At 63.9% G+C, this 14,164-nt stretch carries 17 protein-coding genes and 1 tRNA gene; 4 read left to right on the plus strand and 14 right to left on the minus strand.

Annotation, left to right across the window (positions count from 1 at the left end; translation table 11 throughout):
• Nucleotides 1–47 precede the first annotated feature (47 nt).
• Nucleotides 48–121, minus strand: a tRNA-Gly gene (locus C7I84_RS23930).
• A gap of 127 nt (nt 122–248) precedes the next feature.
• On the opposite strand from C7I84_RS23930, the gene C7I84_RS23935 reads away from it, so the two are divergent.
• Nucleotides 249–512, plus strand: coding sequence for a DUF6460 domain-containing protein (locus C7I84_RS23935; RefSeq protein WP_106774737.1), 264 nt, complete (start codon nt 249–251; stop codon nt 510–512).
• 60 nt (nt 513–572) lie between these two features.
• Here C7I84_RS23935 and C7I84_RS23940 read toward each other — a convergent pair whose 3' ends face one another.
• From C7I84_RS23940 to C7I84_RS23955, 4 genes are all read right to left on the minus strand, one after another.
• A complete protein-coding gene (locus C7I84_RS23940) occupies nt 573–1,475 on the minus strand; it encodes a histone deacetylase family protein (RefSeq protein WP_106774738.1) in 903 nt (300 codons plus the stop codon).
• A 103-nt stretch (nt 1,476–1,578) separates the two neighbouring features.
• The gene (locus C7I84_RS23945; protein WP_165816193.1) at nt 1,579–2,769 is read right to left on the minus strand and encodes an ATP-grasp domain-containing protein; all 1,191 of its coding nucleotides are present in this window, start codon (nt 2,767–2,769) and stop codon (nt 1,579–1,581) included.
• 176 nt (nt 2,770–2,945) lie between these two features.
• Nucleotides 2,946–4,022, minus strand: a complete 1,077-nt coding sequence (locus C7I84_RS23950) for a quinone-dependent dihydroorotate dehydrogenase (protein WP_106774740.1) — start codon at nt 4,020–4,022, stop codon at nt 2,946–2,948.
• On the minus strand, nt 4,019–4,363 hold the full coding sequence (locus C7I84_RS23955) for a DUF952 domain-containing protein (protein WP_106774741.1): 345 nt from the start codon (nt 4,361–4,363) through the stop codon (nt 4,019–4,021). Before C7I84_RS23955 ends, C7I84_RS23950 begins: the two co-directional genes overlap by 4 nt.
• 112 nt (nt 4,364–4,475) lie before the next feature.
• Between C7I84_RS23955 and C7I84_RS23960 the strand changes: the two genes are divergently transcribed.
• Nucleotides 4,476–4,910: a hypothetical protein gene (locus C7I84_RS23960; RefSeq protein WP_106774774.1), complete on the plus strand. Its 435-nt coding sequence runs from the start codon at nt 4,476–4,478 to the stop codon at nt 4,908–4,910.
• A 232-nt stretch (nt 4,911–5,142) separates the two neighbouring features.
• Here the strand turns inward: C7I84_RS23960 and C7I84_RS23965 are convergent, their stop codons facing one another.
• The 4 genes from C7I84_RS23965 to C7I84_RS23980 form a co-directional block, all read right to left on the minus strand.
• The gene (locus tag C7I84_RS23965; protein ID WP_106774742.1) at nt 5,143–6,921 is read right to left on the minus strand and encodes an NAD(P)/FAD-dependent oxidoreductase; all 1,779 of its coding nucleotides are present in this window, start codon (nt 6,919–6,921) and stop codon (nt 5,143–5,145) included.
• A 279-nt stretch (nt 6,922–7,200) separates the two neighbouring features.
• Nucleotides 7,201–7,914, minus strand: coding sequence for a phosphate signaling complex protein PhoU (phoU, locus tag C7I84_RS23970; RefSeq protein WP_106774775.1), 714 nt, complete (start codon nt 7,912–7,914; stop codon nt 7,201–7,203).
• A 194-nt stretch (nt 7,915–8,108) separates the two neighbouring features.
• Nucleotides 8,109–9,374, minus strand: coding sequence for an ATP-binding protein (locus C7I84_RS23975; RefSeq protein WP_106774743.1), 1,266 nt, complete (start codon nt 9,372–9,374; stop codon nt 8,109–8,111).
• 160 nt (nt 9,375–9,534) lie between these two features.
• Nucleotides 9,535–10,155 carry a glycosyltransferase family 2 protein gene (locus C7I84_RS23980; protein WP_106774744.1) on the minus strand — a complete coding sequence of 207 codons (621 nt, stop codon included), beginning with the start codon at nt 10,153–10,155 and terminating at the stop codon, nt 9,535–9,537.
• A 198-nt stretch (nt 10,156–10,353) separates the two neighbouring features.
• On the opposite strand from C7I84_RS23980, the gene C7I84_RS23985 reads away from it, so the two are divergent.
• Entirely contained in the window at nt 10,354–10,890 is a 537-nt protein-coding gene (locus C7I84_RS23985; protein ID WP_106774745.1) for a hypothetical protein, read from the plus strand.
• A gap of 192 nt (nt 10,891–11,082) precedes the next feature.
• Here the strand turns inward: C7I84_RS23985 and C7I84_RS23990 are convergent, their stop codons facing one another.
• The gene (locus C7I84_RS23990; RefSeq protein ID WP_342587180.1) at nt 11,083–11,307 is read right to left on the minus strand and encodes a helix-turn-helix domain-containing protein; all 225 of its coding nucleotides are present in this window, start codon (nt 11,305–11,307) and stop codon (nt 11,083–11,085) included.
• 97 nt (nt 11,308–11,404) lie between these two features.
• On the opposite strand from C7I84_RS23990, the gene C7I84_RS23995 reads away from it, so the two are divergent.
• Complete coding sequence (locus tag C7I84_RS23995) at nt 11,405–12,382, plus strand: IS1595 family transposase (protein ID WP_106774746.1); 978 nt, start codon at nt 11,405–11,407, stop codon at nt 12,380–12,382.
• Here the strand turns inward: C7I84_RS23995 and C7I84_RS29810 are convergent.
• From C7I84_RS29810 to C7I84_RS24005, 4 genes are read right to left on the minus strand one after another with little or no spacing between them, the layout of a single operon-like run.
• A complete protein-coding gene (locus C7I84_RS29810) occupies nt 12,315–12,794 on the minus strand; it encodes a hypothetical protein (RefSeq protein WP_133170146.1) in 480 nt (159 codons plus the stop codon). The genes C7I84_RS23995 and C7I84_RS29810 overlap by 68 nt on opposite strands.
• On the minus strand, nt 12,787–13,167 hold the full coding sequence (locus tag C7I84_RS24000) for a helix-turn-helix domain-containing protein (RefSeq protein ID WP_165816194.1): 381 nt from the start codon (nt 13,165–13,167) through the stop codon (nt 12,787–12,789). The genes C7I84_RS29810 and C7I84_RS24000 overlap by 8 nt, the downstream gene beginning before the upstream one ends.
• Nucleotides 13,145–13,636 (minus strand): hypothetical protein, encoded by a 492-nt coding sequence (locus tag C7I84_RS29815; RefSeq protein WP_133170147.1) that lies wholly within the window; start codon nt 13,634–13,636, stop codon nt 13,145–13,147. Before C7I84_RS29815 ends, C7I84_RS24000 begins: the two co-directional genes overlap by 23 nt.
• A 53-nt stretch (nt 13,637–13,689) precedes the next feature.
• A complete protein-coding gene (locus tag C7I84_RS24005) occupies nt 13,690–14,151 on the minus strand; it encodes a hypothetical protein (protein WP_133170148.1) in 462 nt (153 codons plus the stop codon).
• Nucleotides 14,152–14,164: the final 13 nt, after the last annotated feature.

A 14,164-nucleotide genomic window follows, 5' to 3' on the forward strand; every position in this document is an offset into this window, starting at 1 on the left:
TCGCGCGTGACACCGTCAAATCATGGCTTGGGAGGAGCGGCAAGCGGTGGAGCGGGTAGCGGGAATCGAACCCGCGCGTTCAGCTTGGGAAGCTGACAGGCTACCATTACATCATACCCGCGCGGCAGCCTCGATAACACGGCCGGCCGCGCTTCCGCAATCGGCTTTGACGGGCTTTCCGCGGCGACTGCGGCCTTGAAGTAGCCGGCGTCAGCGCCTATGCGGTGCTTCATGCAAGGAGGCGAATCGTGTCCAGCCTGACAAAATTCCTCGGCGACACGCCGCTGCGCGTGTTCCTGAAGCTGCTGGTGGTGTCCTTCCTCGTCGGCGTCGTCATGAGCGCCTTCGGCTGGTCGCCGCTCGACGTGCTGGACTGGGTACGCGACACACTGCTGCGCATCTGGAATCTCGGCTTCGCCACCGTCGACCGCTTCTTCGGCTACCTGCTGCTGGGTGCGGCGATCGTCATCCCCGCCTTCGTCATCCTCCGCCTGCTGAGCTACCGGCGGTAGGGCGGCCGTCGCAGCTGAGGCCGGCGATAGTCTTGGACAGGACAGCCGAGGCGCCTGCGATCAGGCGAACTCGGCCGCCACCTCGAACAGGATGGCGTGACGCGCCGCGAGCGCGGCGATGTCGCGCGAATATCCGCCGCCGATGACGCCGCAGACGGGAACGCCGAGCGCCCGGAAGCGCGCGACGACCATGCGGTCGCGCTGGCGCAGACCGTCATCCGACAGCGACAGCCGGCCGAGCCGGTCCTCCGCATGCGGGTCGACCCCTGCATTGTAGAACACGACGTCCCACGCGGCAGCGGTATCGATCCTGGCAAGCGCCGCCGCCAGATGCTGGAGATACTGGGCGTCGCCGATACCGTCGGGCAGCGCGACGTCGAGGCTCGAGGCGATCTTGCGTACCGGATAGTTCTTCTCGGCATGCATGGAGACGGTGAACACCCGCGGCTCGCCGCGAAAAATGTCGGCGGTGCCGTCGCCCTGGTGGACGTCGAGGTCGACCACCAGGATTTTCGCCTGCGGCCGGTCGGCAAGCAGGTCGAGCGTCGCCACGGCGACGTCGTTGAAGGTGCAGAAGCCGGCGCCATGCGCGCGCCGCGCATGATGGCTGCCGCCGGCGGCATTGCAGGCGATGCCATGTGCCAGCGCCAGGCGCGCGGCGAAGACCGTGCCACCGGCGGCACGGCGGGCACGCCGCGCCACGCGTTCGCTGACTGGAAAGCCGATCTCGCGCTCGATCTTTTCCGGCACCCGAGCCGCCAGCACCTGGTCGACATAGGCCGGGTCATGCGCCCTCTTCAGCGCCGCTTCCTCGGCAGGTCGGGGCTCCACATGAATCGAGCGGGCGAGCAGACCGGTAGCCTCCAGCCGCTCGACCAGCGCGCGGTACTTGCCCATGGGAAAGCGATGGTCGGCCGGGAAGTTGGCGTCGTAGTCGGGATGGCTGACGATGTGGAGGCTCATGGTGGGAGCATCCCTAAGCGATTTTCCGTAAGGATGAGGGACAAGAGGCGCCTTCGGCTTTCCTTCCGTGCAACCGACTGATTCCGACTGATGCCCGGCGGGATTATCGCACATTGGCCGCATATTTTGCCGATTCTTCTGTATCGACGGCGCGGACATAATAGCCGACGACTTCGAACTTGCCGTTGACCGGCTTGATGACCTCGCCATCATGGTAGCGGTACTCGCTGTAGAGCGCGTCTTTGGGAATGGGGTGGTTGGCCGCAGCGAATAGGGATCCGGTGGGGGCACGGTAGAAGATCAGTTCGCATCGGGGCGCTTCGCCGTTGCGTGGACGTGGAAGGGGAAGCGGCTCCCGCAGGAGGACGCGCATCGTAAGGTCGATGTAGTCGGGATGGCCGGCGGCGGCGAAAAGCCGCCACAGGTGCCCTCCGTCGACGCGCGGGCCGATCTCGACCACCTTCGGGCCGTCCTTCGTGACCATGACCTGGACGTAGAGCGGACCGTCCTTGATATGCAGAAGCTCGATCAAGGCGCGCACCAGCTCGTGCGCGGCCTGCTGCTGCTCGGCGGGCACGTTGTAGCACGGGTGAACGTGTCCGCCGGCGAGACCGATGAACGCCTCGCTGATGAACAAACGCTCGTTGGGCTCGCAGAAGACGATCCCTCCATCCTTCACCAGGACATTGAACGGGATTTCGATACCGGCGAGAAATTCCTCGATGATGACCGACGAATTTGCGCCGCCGACCGCCTTTGCGGCCTGGAACGCCGCCTCCAGATCCTCGCGCCGGTCGACCTTTGAGATGCCGCGCTGGCCCTGCGACGCATCGGGCTTGACGAAGCACGGATAGTGGCTCCAGCCACTGGCATCCTCAAGCGTCGCGGCGTGCCTGAACTTGACGACGCTGATCCCGTGCTCGTTCAGAATCTCGCGCAGCTTATGTTTGTTGTCGAGGATCCGGATGAGCTCGGAGGAATGGAAGTGCGGCAGGCCGAGTGCCTCGGAGACCTTTACGGCGGTTCCGTTTGTCGTATCGGAAGACACCGAATAGACCAGATCGACGTCCTGGGCGCGGGCAAGCGCGACGACGCGCTCCACATCCCTCACGTCCACCTGGAAGAATTCGTCGCAGAGTTCCCGGCCCGGTTCGTCCGCCAGTTTCGAGCAGGCGAGCACCCTCCACCCGCGCGTGCGCATGTAGCGGATCAGGTCGGCCTGCCCCGCGTTCGTGCCGACGACGAGGATCGTCTTCCGGCTCGCCTCCGTCGAGGCGCTGTCCTGCTGGTGCATGTGCCCCTCCGACCGCGATGCCTGCCACGGCAGTCTCGGCTTGGACATCGACGGCCTTGCTGCTCACGGCGTGCGCAAGCTAGCGGCAGATGCCGATGCCGCGCAATCCTGCGGTTCGTGCCCGCCGCCCAGCGGCCTGAGTTGCTGGCGCGCGGCGCGCCCGCATATGCTGAGAGTCAGATAGCCTTGCCCGCCCAGTGCTCCATGCGGGTATCGCGCAGCACCGCGACCGACGGGATGCCTTCCCGGTCCAACACGGCGCTCATGCCGCGCAGGATGCGTCCCGGCAGCGCCGGCCCGCCATAGATCAGGCCCGTGTAGAGCTGGACGAGGTCGGCGCCGGCGCGGATTTTTTCCAGCGCCGTTTCCGCCGAATCGACACCGCCGACACCGATGATCGCCGCCTTGGGGCCGAGCAGTCGCCGCATCTTGGCGAGCACGATCGTAGAGCGCGCGAACAGCGGCTTGCCCGACAGGCCGCCGGCTTCCCGGGTAAGCGTCGCGTCCTGCAGCCCGTAGCGCGACAGCGTCGTGTTGGAGACGATCAGTCCCTCGATCGGATGCGCCGAAAGCTCGGCGGCTATGTCCTCCAGTTCCGCCTCGGTCAGGTCGGGGGCGATCTTCAGGAAGATCGGCGTGTCGCGGCTGAGCGCCTGCCGCGCCGCCGCCACCCGCCCCAGCAATTCGGCAAGCTCGCCGCGCGCCTGCATGTTGCGCAGGCCCGGCGTGTTGGGCGAGGAGATGTTGACCGTCAGATAGGTGGCGAGCGGCGCGAACAGCCGCACGCCAGCCTCGTAATCGGCGATGCGGTCGGTGCTGTCCTTGTTGGCGCCGATGTTAACGCCGACGATGCCGGTTCGTCCCTGCCGGGCGGCAAGGCGCTCCGCGCAGCGCGCGTGGCCCTCATTGTTGAAGCCGAGCCGGTTGATCACCGCGGCGTCGCGCGTCAGCCTGAAGATGCGCGGTTTGGGGTTGCCGGCCTGCGGCCGCGGCGTGATCGAGCCGATTTCGGCGAAACCGAAGCCAAGCGAAAGCAGCGCGTCGGGGATCTCGCCGTTCTTGTCGTAGCCGGCCGCCATGCCGAGCGGATTCGGAAATGCGAGGGCGCCCATACGCACGGCCAGGCGCGGGTCGGCGGGCGGCTTGGGCAGAGGCAGGCCGCATCGCAGCGCCTTGATCGACAGGTCGTGCGCGGTTTCCGGGTCGAGGCCGAACAGCAGCCGCCGGCCGACCTGCTCGAACAGACCGGTCATGCGCCGAGGTCCGGAAAGACGTGGCCGTTCGCGCCGAGCGGCAGCGGCTTGACCCATCTGACCGCGGAAAGGTCGAGCGGGCCGTAGAGATGCGGGAACAGGTCGCCGCCGCGCGACACCTCGTATATCAGCGCCTCGCCCAGCCGCGCCGCATCGACCGCGACCAGGAGAAGATCGTCCTGCCCGGCAAAGTGCCGCCGCGCGGTCTCGGCCGCCTGCGCGGCGGTGGAGAAGTGGATGAAGCCATCGGCGACGTCGACCGGCGCGCCGGTGAAGACGCCCCGCCGCTCGGCCTCGGCCCACAGCGATCTCGGACTGATCTTGTAGATGGTCTGGTGCATGAGCGCGCTATAGGCCGAACGGCGCCGGGCGAAAAGGGAAGAGGCGCGCCTTCTTCGTAATTCCGGCGTAAACTTGTGGCAGTTTTCCGCGGTGAATCCGACGGAGGTCGCCATGCGCCTTTATGCCATCCCCGCCGCCTTGCTGCTTGCCGCGCTCGCCTCGACCGCCGCGCTCGCCCAGGACGGCCGCTACGTGCTGGAAAAATCCGGCGACGGTTTCGTGCGCATGGACCGTGAGACCGGCGAGATGTCGACCTGCGCGCAGGAAGGAGCGGCGCTGGTGTGCAAGCTCGCGGCCGACGAGCGGGTGGCCTACCAGGACGAGATCGACCGGCTCCAGGATGACCTCGCGGCCCTCGGCACCCGGGTGGAGAAGCTGGAGAACTCGCTCGCTGCCAGGATCGAATCCACCCTGCCGACCGAGGAGGAGTTCGGCAAGACGCTGGGCTATATGGAGCGTTTCCTGCGCAGCTTCATGGGCATCGTCAAGGATATGGAAGAGGACAAGCCGGCCGAAAACGGCCCGGCCGTGCCGCAGAGAACGTAAGAGCGGCGTGGACTGTGGGCATGGCTTTCTGTCCTGCCCTACCTTGGCACATTCCCCCTCTCCGTCTCGGGCTACGCCCTCGACACCTCTCCCCCGCCTTGCGGGGCGAGGAACCGCTGCCGCGAGGGCGGCGCCTCTCCAGCCTGGGTTCCTCGCCCCCACGGAGTGGGGGAGAGGTGTCGAGGGCGTAGCCCGAGACGGAGAGGGGGCCTTATCGAGGCTCCCGGCCAGCTTACCCAGGCGCCCCATACACCGGCGTTTCCAGCCCTTCCATGCGCGCCTTGAGCTGCAGCGCCACGAATTTCGAATAGAAGCGCGACAGCGCCAGGTTGCCGCCGTGGAACCACAGCGCCTCCTGCGCCGTCGGCTTCCACATGTTGCGTGGCTCGCCCTGCCAGGGGCCGGGGTCGCCGCGCACGCCGGAGCCGAGGCCCCAGCACGGCCCGACCGCGTCGGCCACCTCGCGCGACACGATCTCAGCCACCGTCTCGTGCATCGACTGGTAGCCGGTGCAGGCGATGACGGCGTCGGCCGCGAGCTCGCTGCCGTCGTCGAACAGGATGCCGGTCGGCGTCAGCCGCTCGATCGAAACGCCGCTGCGCACGGCGATCTCGCCGTCGATGATGAGCTGCGAGGCGCCGACGTCGATGTAGTAGCCCGAGCCGGTGCGGTAGGCCTTCATCATCAGCCCGGTCTCGTCGTCGCCGAAATCGATGGCGAAGCCGGAAGCCGAGAGCCGGTCGTAGAAGCCGGCGTCTCGCGCCCGGATCCGGTCGTAGAGCGCCTTTTGGCCTTCCGGCAGCAGCGCGAACGGCATGGAGGCCACGATCATGTCGGCCTTGTCGACGGAGATGCCCTTGGCCAGGGCGTCCTCGGAATAGATGTCGAAGGCGAGATCCATCAGCGTGTCCGACTTCACCACGGTGGTCGGCGAGCGCTGGATCATCGTCACCTCGGCGCCGGCCTCCCACAGGTCGACGCTGACGTCGTGGCCGGAGCTTGCCGCGCCGATCACCGCGCAGCGCTTGCCGCGGAAGCGCGCGCCGTCGGCATACCGGCTGGAATGCAGGATCTCGCCCTTGAAGTCTTCAGCGCCGGGCATTGTGATCATGCGCGGCGGGCCGTAGGCGCCGGTGGCGAAGACGAGATGTTTCGGCTTCAGCGTCACCCGCTCGCCGTCGCGGTCGACCGTGACCGTCCACACTTGCCCGGCCTCGTCATAGGAAGCGGCGGTGCAGGTCGAGCGCGTCCAGTAGGTGAGCTCCATCACCCGCGCATACATCTCCAGCCAGTCGCCCATCTTGTCCTTGGGCGTGAACACCGGCCAGTGCTCGGGAAAGGGCATGTAGGGCAGATGGTCGTACCAGACCGGATCGTGCAGCACGAGCGAGCGGTAGCGGTTGCGCCAGGAATCGCCGGGGCGGTCGTTCTTCTCCAGGATGATGGCCGGCACGCCGAGCTGCTTCAGCCGCGCGCCGAGCGCCATGCCACCCTGGCCGCCGCCGACGATCAGGCAATAGGGCTGCTCGGTGGAGCCGAGCGCCGCTTCCTCGCGCCGGCGGGCCTCCGACCAGGTCTCGCGGTTGCGGTCGGCCCTGTGGGTGACGCCGAGCGGCCGGCCCAGGCCCTTGCGCTCCTCGAAACCCTTCAGCTCGCCTACGGCCGTGAAGAAGGTGCGGCAGCGGCCGTCGCGGAGCCGCAGCATGCCTTCGCCGCGCGCCACCGCGGTCTCGAAGGTGAACCATGCCTCGATCGTTCCGTCTTTCGCCGTCGCCTCCCCGGCGATCCGCCAGTTCGACGGACGGGTCGCGGGAAGCGTCGCAGCCAGCATGTCGCGGATCGCCGGCCGACCTTCGAAGGTCTTGATGTTCCAGGTGAAGGCCAGCAGGTCGCGCCAGTAGCAGTCGTCGAGGAACCGGCTCGCCGCCGTGTCGATGTCGCCCTTGTCGAGCGCCGCGGCGAAGGAGCCGAGCCAGGCCGCGGCCTGGTGGGTGGGTGTCTTGTCGAGCATGTCTTCCCCTGCTTTCAGTTCCGGTCATTTCACCCACCCCATGCCTCGCGCTGCCTCCTCCCCTGGTTGCAGGGCCGATGCGCATGACAAACCGAGGCGGGTCCGGCCGCCTCGCTCCCGGACCGGGAAAAGGCGGACGGGCGTCCGGAGACATCGTGGACACTTTTTGGGTGTCAGTCGAGGCCTTCGATGTGCACGGTTGCAATCGCTGGTGTCTGGAGAAGGTGCCGGCCGCCACCGACGGCCCTGGGGAAAGGCGAGGCGGGCGGCCGCGAGCGCTCAGGACGGCCCGATCCGCACGCGGTGGCTCTTGTCTTCCTTCGGCCGGTTCGCCGGAAGCTGCTCGCCGGTGACGATGTAATAGATCGTCTCGGCGATGTTGGTGGCGTGGTCGCCGATGCGCTCGATGTTCTTGGCGCAGAACAGCAGATGCGTGCAGGGCGTGATGTTGCGCGGATCCTCCATCATGTAGGTGAGGAGTTCGCGGAACAGCGAGGTGTACATGGCGTCGATCTGGTCGTCGCGGTCGCGCGTCGCCCCCAGGCGGTCGACGGCGCGCGTCGCATAGACGTCCAGCACGTCCTTGAGCTGCGTCAGCGCCAGGTCGGCGAGCGCCTGCAGGCCGCGGAACGGGCTCGTCGGGTCGAGACCGTCGGCGACGGCGATGGTGCGCTTGGCGACGTTCTTGCCGAGATCGCCCACCCGCTCGAGGTCGGCGGCGATGCGGATGGCTCCGATGATCTCGCGCAGGTCGACTGCGAGCGGCTGGCGCCGGGCGATCATCAAAATGGTCCTGTCGTCGATGTCGCGCTGCGCCTCGTCGAGGAACAGGTCGTCGGCGATGACCTTGCGTGCCAGGGCCGGGTCGGCATGGACCAGCGCCGAGACGGCCTGGTCGACCATGCGCTCGGCATGGCCGCCCATGGCGGCGATCTTGCGCGTCAGATGTTTCAGCTCGTCGTCATAGGCGCTGACGATGTGATGCGATGGCATGACGGTCATGGTTCTGCAACATGCTCGGACGCGTTAAGGTAGACTCCGCCAGACCCTTAGACCAGCCGTGTTACAGTATGACGAATCCGCCTATGGCACGTCACTTGAAAGAGGATTCACGCGACGTGCCATAGAATCTTGATTTCGCGCATGTCTTTATCCCGAAACCGTTGCCCGCTTTCGGGAGACATGCGCTATTCGGCCGGAAGGTGGACCGTGAAGGCCGATCCCTCGCCCAGCCGCGAGCTGATCGCCAGCCGGCCGCGGTGCCTGGTGACGATGTGCTTGACGATGGAAAGGCCGAGGCCCGTGCCCTTCTGGGCGCGGCTGCTGTCGACGTCCACCCGGTAGAAGCGCTCGGTGACGCGGGGAATATGCTCTTCCGGAATGCCCGGGCCGAAGTCGCGCACCTCGATGGCGACCTCGCCGGCCGCGGTGGGGACGACCGACACCACCACGCGGCCGCCCTGCTGGCCGTATTTGCAGGCGTTCTCCACCAGGTTCTCGAAGACCTGGAACAGCTCGTCGCGGTCGCCGGCGACCTCGATCCTGCCAGGACCCACCTTGTTCTCGATGACCACGCCGCTGTCGGCCGCGAGCGGGCGCAGCGTATCCACGACGTTCTCGACCACGCCGACCAGGTCGACCCTGGCGCCGGCCGCCGACAGCGCCTTCATCTCCAGCCGCGACAGCGACAGCAGATCGTCGATCAGGCGCGCCATGCGGGCGGTCTGGTTCTGCATGATCTGCAGAAACTGCTCGCGCGCCGCGGCGTCGTTCCTGGCAGGTCCGCGCAGCGTCTCGACGAAGCCGGCGATCGAGGCCAGCGGCGTGCGCAGCTCATGGCTGGCATTGGCGATGAAGTCGGCGCGCATGCGGTCGATGCGGCGCGCCTCGCTCTGGTCCTTGAAGACGACCACGAACAGGCCCGAGCCGTTGCCGACCGCGGTCGCCGTGACCCGGTAGACGCGCTCGATCGGGATGCGCTCGACATGGTCGACGGTCATCGACGGCGCCTCGCCGGACAGCATGCGCTCGAGCAGTTGCTGCAGTTCGGGGGCGCGGAACTTCAGCGGCAGCAGGATGCCGGGTTCGATGTTGCCGAAGGCCGTCGCGGCGGCGCTGTTGGCGAGCACCACCGCCCCCCTTTCGTCGAAGACGATCAGCGGGTCGGCGACGGCGGCGGCCAGGTTCGCCGCCGAGAGGTTTTCCGGCAGCGGCGCGCGGGCGCCCGCCGTCTCCGCGGCGATCCGGCCGGATGCGAGGCGGCGCGGCACCAGCGCCGCGACGGCGACCAGCGCGGCGATCGCCGCCAGCACCAGCGGCAGCGAGCCGCCGCCCGCAGCATGCAGCAGCAGGATCGCGGCGACGCCCGCCGCAAGCAGCCAGCGCGCCTGGCCGAGGCGGCCCCATGCAAGCCGCGCCAGCCGCCGACCGTCCTTCGCTTGGTTTTCCGCCATCGACCGTCGCTCGATCCTCTCCCGCCGCGGGCCGCGCCGCCGACGGTATCATGCCACCCAATATCGCTGAATCGGGCGAAAGTGCACGGAAAGAGAGCCGACCCGCGTAAAGGGTCGATGACACCGCTGGGGATAAGGCCGGCGGCCTGCCCCGCTCCGGCTATGCGGCGGTCCTGACATGCGGCGTCTTTTCCCAGTGATGCGGGCGCCGCCAGAGCTGCCAGACCGCCCGCCAGGCGGCCCACGACATCATCATCCAGTAGGGCGGCGTGAACAGCAGGATCCTCCAGAAGCCGCGCCGATCCCGTTTCCCCAGGCTGTGCCAGCCGAGCAGCAGGAAGGACAGGTAGCCGCAGACGATGTTGAGCGCGTCCATGGTCAACAGCAGCACCGGCCATCCGGACACCGGCTCCGCAAGCAGCAGAAGCCCGGTCAGATAGATCGCCGCGACGATCAGCAGGGGATGGATCAGCACCGAGAGCGCCAGCCCGGCATAGAGGATCTGCGCGATGCAGAACGATCGCACGCCGAGATCGCGGTGGAGGGCGACGGGGTCGCGCATGTGGACGAGCCAGGTCTGTAGCCAGCCCTTGAACCAGCGGGTGCGCTGCGGCAACCACACCGACCAGGCGACCGGCGCGTCCTCCAGGGTGGGCAGGCTTATCGTCTCGCAGCGGTAGCCGAAGCGGGCCAGCCGCAGCCCCAGATCGGCATCCTCGGTGACGTTGTAGGGATCCCAGCCGCCCACCGCCTCCAGCGCCGCCACGCGAAAATGCGGCATTATCTAGCAAACTCACCTAAAATCGTTGAGGTCAGCGAATAGGGCGTGTGAGTTATGCTCATGATTCACAGGCAGGGATTTATTCCACGTCGCGAACAAAAGCGGCACATTTGATCACAGCAAAGTCATCCCCGCGCCTTCACTCCCACCCATAACTTACTGCTTGCCAACCATGCCATGTGGGATTAGGAGTCCCGCATGACCGACATGACCTTGATTCTCAACCGCCGCCGTGAAGTCGAGCAAGAGATTGCCCGGCTTAAGGATGCGTTGTCCGTGATGGAGGCTGAGCTTGTAGAGCTTGCCACCGCCGAGCGCGTTATGTCGCGCCTGACCGGTGCAGAGCGGCCTTCGGCTGGCGCGACAGATCAACCGAAGCCGCCGGCAACTGCTCGCCCAAGCGCGCGAAAGGCAACGATGCCTGAAATGATCACCAAGGTTCTACAGAATGCCGACTACGAGGCCGGCATTTTCGGGGGCGTCGCCTTGGAGCCGAAGGAAATCGGCCGGCGGATTGAGCAGCTATACGGTGTCATCGTGCGAGGCGAGGCCGTTAGCTCAATCTGCTGGCGAATGTGGAAACGCGGGCAATTGGCGAAGGACGAAGGCTCCTCATCCTACCACCTGCCCACAAATAACAAGTCCGCGAAGGAAGCTCAGGGGAGCGCTTTCGCGGACTTGTTGGGTTCACCTAACATGCAGGACCGTGAAGCCGGTCCGGGAGGTGGTACATGAGAAGATAGTTCTTCCCTTTAGTTCCGGCGGCTCGGGCGTTGGCGCGCTCGGGCCGTTTGGAGGGGGCGGCTAGGCCGGTGCCAGGGAACGATTTGCAGCGTCTCCCCCTGGGGTTCGACTCCCCCCGCCTCCACCGAAGGGAACTAGACAATCTTTAGCAGAATCGGCCGAATCCGTCAAATCGGGCCTGTGCTACGATACAGGCCCGATTAAGCCGTTTTCCGTCAACTGTATCCCTTTTGCTTCAAGTGCTGCGCGCATCGCGGTCAGATTGTTGCCAATTGGAACGCGTCTTCCCTTTTCAAAATCCCTTACAGTCGAAAGCGAGACGTGCGCCGCTTCCGCAAGGTCAGACTGCGATAAATCAAGCCATCCGCGCGCCGCGCGGCACTGTTCCGGTGTCATGCCATGAGCCATAACCCAACAAGCATTTTTCGTCAACACCAACGATTTTTGTTGACGTCTTGCATTTCAACCATTATCACTAAGGTCAACGAAAATTGTTGGCATAGTGATGGCCCAGCACTTCCTCCTTTCCTCCCAAGCAAAGACGCTCACACTGGCGAAAGTTGCCCGCATGAGCGCCGAGGAAGCCTATGACACCTTCCGTCTCATTCGGTGGGTTAAGACGGCTGGTGAGCCGGTTTGCCCGATCTGCGGCGGCGTTGAGTGCTACACCTTCACCACGCGCAAGCTGTTCAAGTGCAAGGCGTGTCAGAAGCAATTCAGCGTCACAAGCGGAACCATCTTCGCCAGCCGTAAGCTTCCCATCCGTGACTATCTCCTAGCCATTGCGATCTTCGTCAACGGGGCGAAGGGATATGCCGCCCTGCAATTGAGCCGCGACCTAGGCGTGGCCTATCAGACCGCCTTCGTTCTTTCGCACAAGCTGCGCGAGGCCGTTGCCGCCGAACAGATGGTCAAGGAACAGCTTTCAGGCCACGTTGAGGTTGATGGTGCCTATTTCGGCGGTCACGTCCGCCCGGAGAACCGCAAGGAAGATCGTAAGGACCGCCGTCGCGCCGAAAACCAGACAGGAAAGCGCCGTGTCGTGGTTGTCATGCGCGAGCGCCAGGGGCGCACGATGCCGCTGGTTTTTAAGTCGGAAGCCGTGTCAGTTCCGGTGATCTTCAATCACGTCCGCCACGACGCGACCGTGTACGCTGACGAAGCGACGCATTGGGATGCGCTACACGCCCGCTTCCTGACGAAGCGTATCAACCATCAAGAGGCGTATTCGACTGACGAAGCCTGCACCAATCAGGCGGAAAGCTTTTTCTCCCGCCTTCGCCGCGCGGAGATCGGCATTCACCATCATATCAGCGGCAAGTATCTCAGCGCCTATGCGTCGGAAATGGCGTGGCGTGAGGACAATCGCCGGATTAGCAATGGCGAACAGTACCTTGCCACGACTGCGGCTGCCCTCAATCACCCCGTTTCCCGGATTTGGAAGGGGTATTGGCAGCGCCAGAAGAGTCAGCAAGGAATTTGATCGGAAGAACGCCGAGCTTTATTTCAAGGTCGTCGAAGTAAGCTCGCGAAGCTAACAGACAGTCATTCTCGACAGGGAACGGCGACATCGAAACCATTTCGATGTGTTTTGAAATCTTACCTGGGATTTCAGATCGGTTTTTAGGCTCCCATTTTCGCTCTATGAGCAAATCGTAGTCTTCAGAATTGAGATCGTCTTCCTTGGCGTATTTTTTTAGTGTATAGACCATTGTAGAAAATTTGAATTCATTCGGAACCACCAGCGTTGCGGCAATCGAAACCGACGGGAGAATCACTGGTTTAGATTGTGTGATTATGAGGTTGGCTCCATACACTCCAACAAAAGTATGCTTCCCGCCAATCTCACTTCTTATGTCGTCACAAAATATTGTGACGCCGTACGGCTTAAACATATTCAGGCTCTTTTGCCATGTTCGGCGTAATCGTTCGAGCGCCGATATACGACAACTCCCCAGACTCCTCGGTCTGCGTCTCGGAAACGCCGTCGCAAAAACTTCTTTTCACGTCATGAGCTTCGTCATGGCCCATTGAAAAAGAGATTGGTGTATTTAGCGCCCACGCCAGATCAGCAATCGATCTCAGCGTCAGATTTGTCTGGCCTAGAAGCTGCCTGTTGACGACCGATCGGTCAACGCCCATCTTCTTTGCTAGGTCATTCTGCTTCAACCCAGATGCGACAAATGCCTTCTGTACCTCAGAGTGGACCCGCGCGATGAAACGCCCTGCTGTGCGCGAACGAGCGCTAATGCGCATTTGATAAGACATCGTGATACTCCGCGCTTGCGATATGGGTTGGCTGCAGGCCCATCTGTGTTCTGACATAAACCGTTTTGGCGATGTAGGTTCCATAACTGCGCATTAACTCAATCGTGTCCTTGGCATCGCCAAAAGTGCATATGAAATGATCTTTCCTAGGTACCCATCCGAAGATTCTGACGTCCAATGTCTTGAATTCCCAGACGAATTGATCGGGCGTGCATGAAAGTTTTTTGAATCTGGAGTCGGGGGGCATATACAAACCTGAAACATACTCATGGAAAACCGCGTCCACCTGCTCGATTGGTTCGATCTCACAGCCGATGATTGTGGTTTTCAGGGTCACCAACTTGTTGTCCAGCCATGCTATGAAATCAGGTGTTCCATAGAGGACTCGCCACGCCTTCTCACCCCGGTCGAGGGGCACCTCGATGGGGATCAGTTTCCCTTGCATTTCCAAAGTGGCGATTGTTGCCATTTAAGTCAACAGAAATCCAAGCCTCTCCGATTAAATTCATGTAACACGCGCTCCTATTTAGGGTCAAAATGCCGCCCTTGATCGACCGACCACACGAACTCCCCTCGTACTTTCTCCGCAGTCCGCGTCACGATTCCGCTGTCTCGCATTTGCCGCAACGCCTTACCCATACGCTTCACGATATCGTTCATCATACGCCGGTCCCGAGCGTCCTTGCCCTCCAAATGCACAAGCCGCTCGGCAAGCTGACGGGAGGTAGACGGGCCGTATTCCTGTAGCGATTGGCGAAGGAACTGGCGAAGCTCGCCACGATAGAACAGGACGATGCGCGGCGCTCGCGTGGCCTTCGTTGGCAAGTCACCTTGGTAGCCAAGCGTTTCCAGAATGCGCTCTATCGCCTCTATATCGTTCGACAGCACGGCAAGTTGCTCGCGTAGGTCCGCGAGGCTGGCGAGCATTTCTCCGCGCTTTCGGAGCAGCCCGGCTATGGTGTGTTCGTACGTCTCGTCGGTCATACCTAATAGCATA

Source organism: Kumtagia ephedrae, assembly GCF_003012745.1.
Taxonomy (GTDB): Bacteria; Pseudomonadota; Alphaproteobacteria; order Rhizobiales; family Rhizobiaceae; genus Kumtagia; species Kumtagia ephedrae.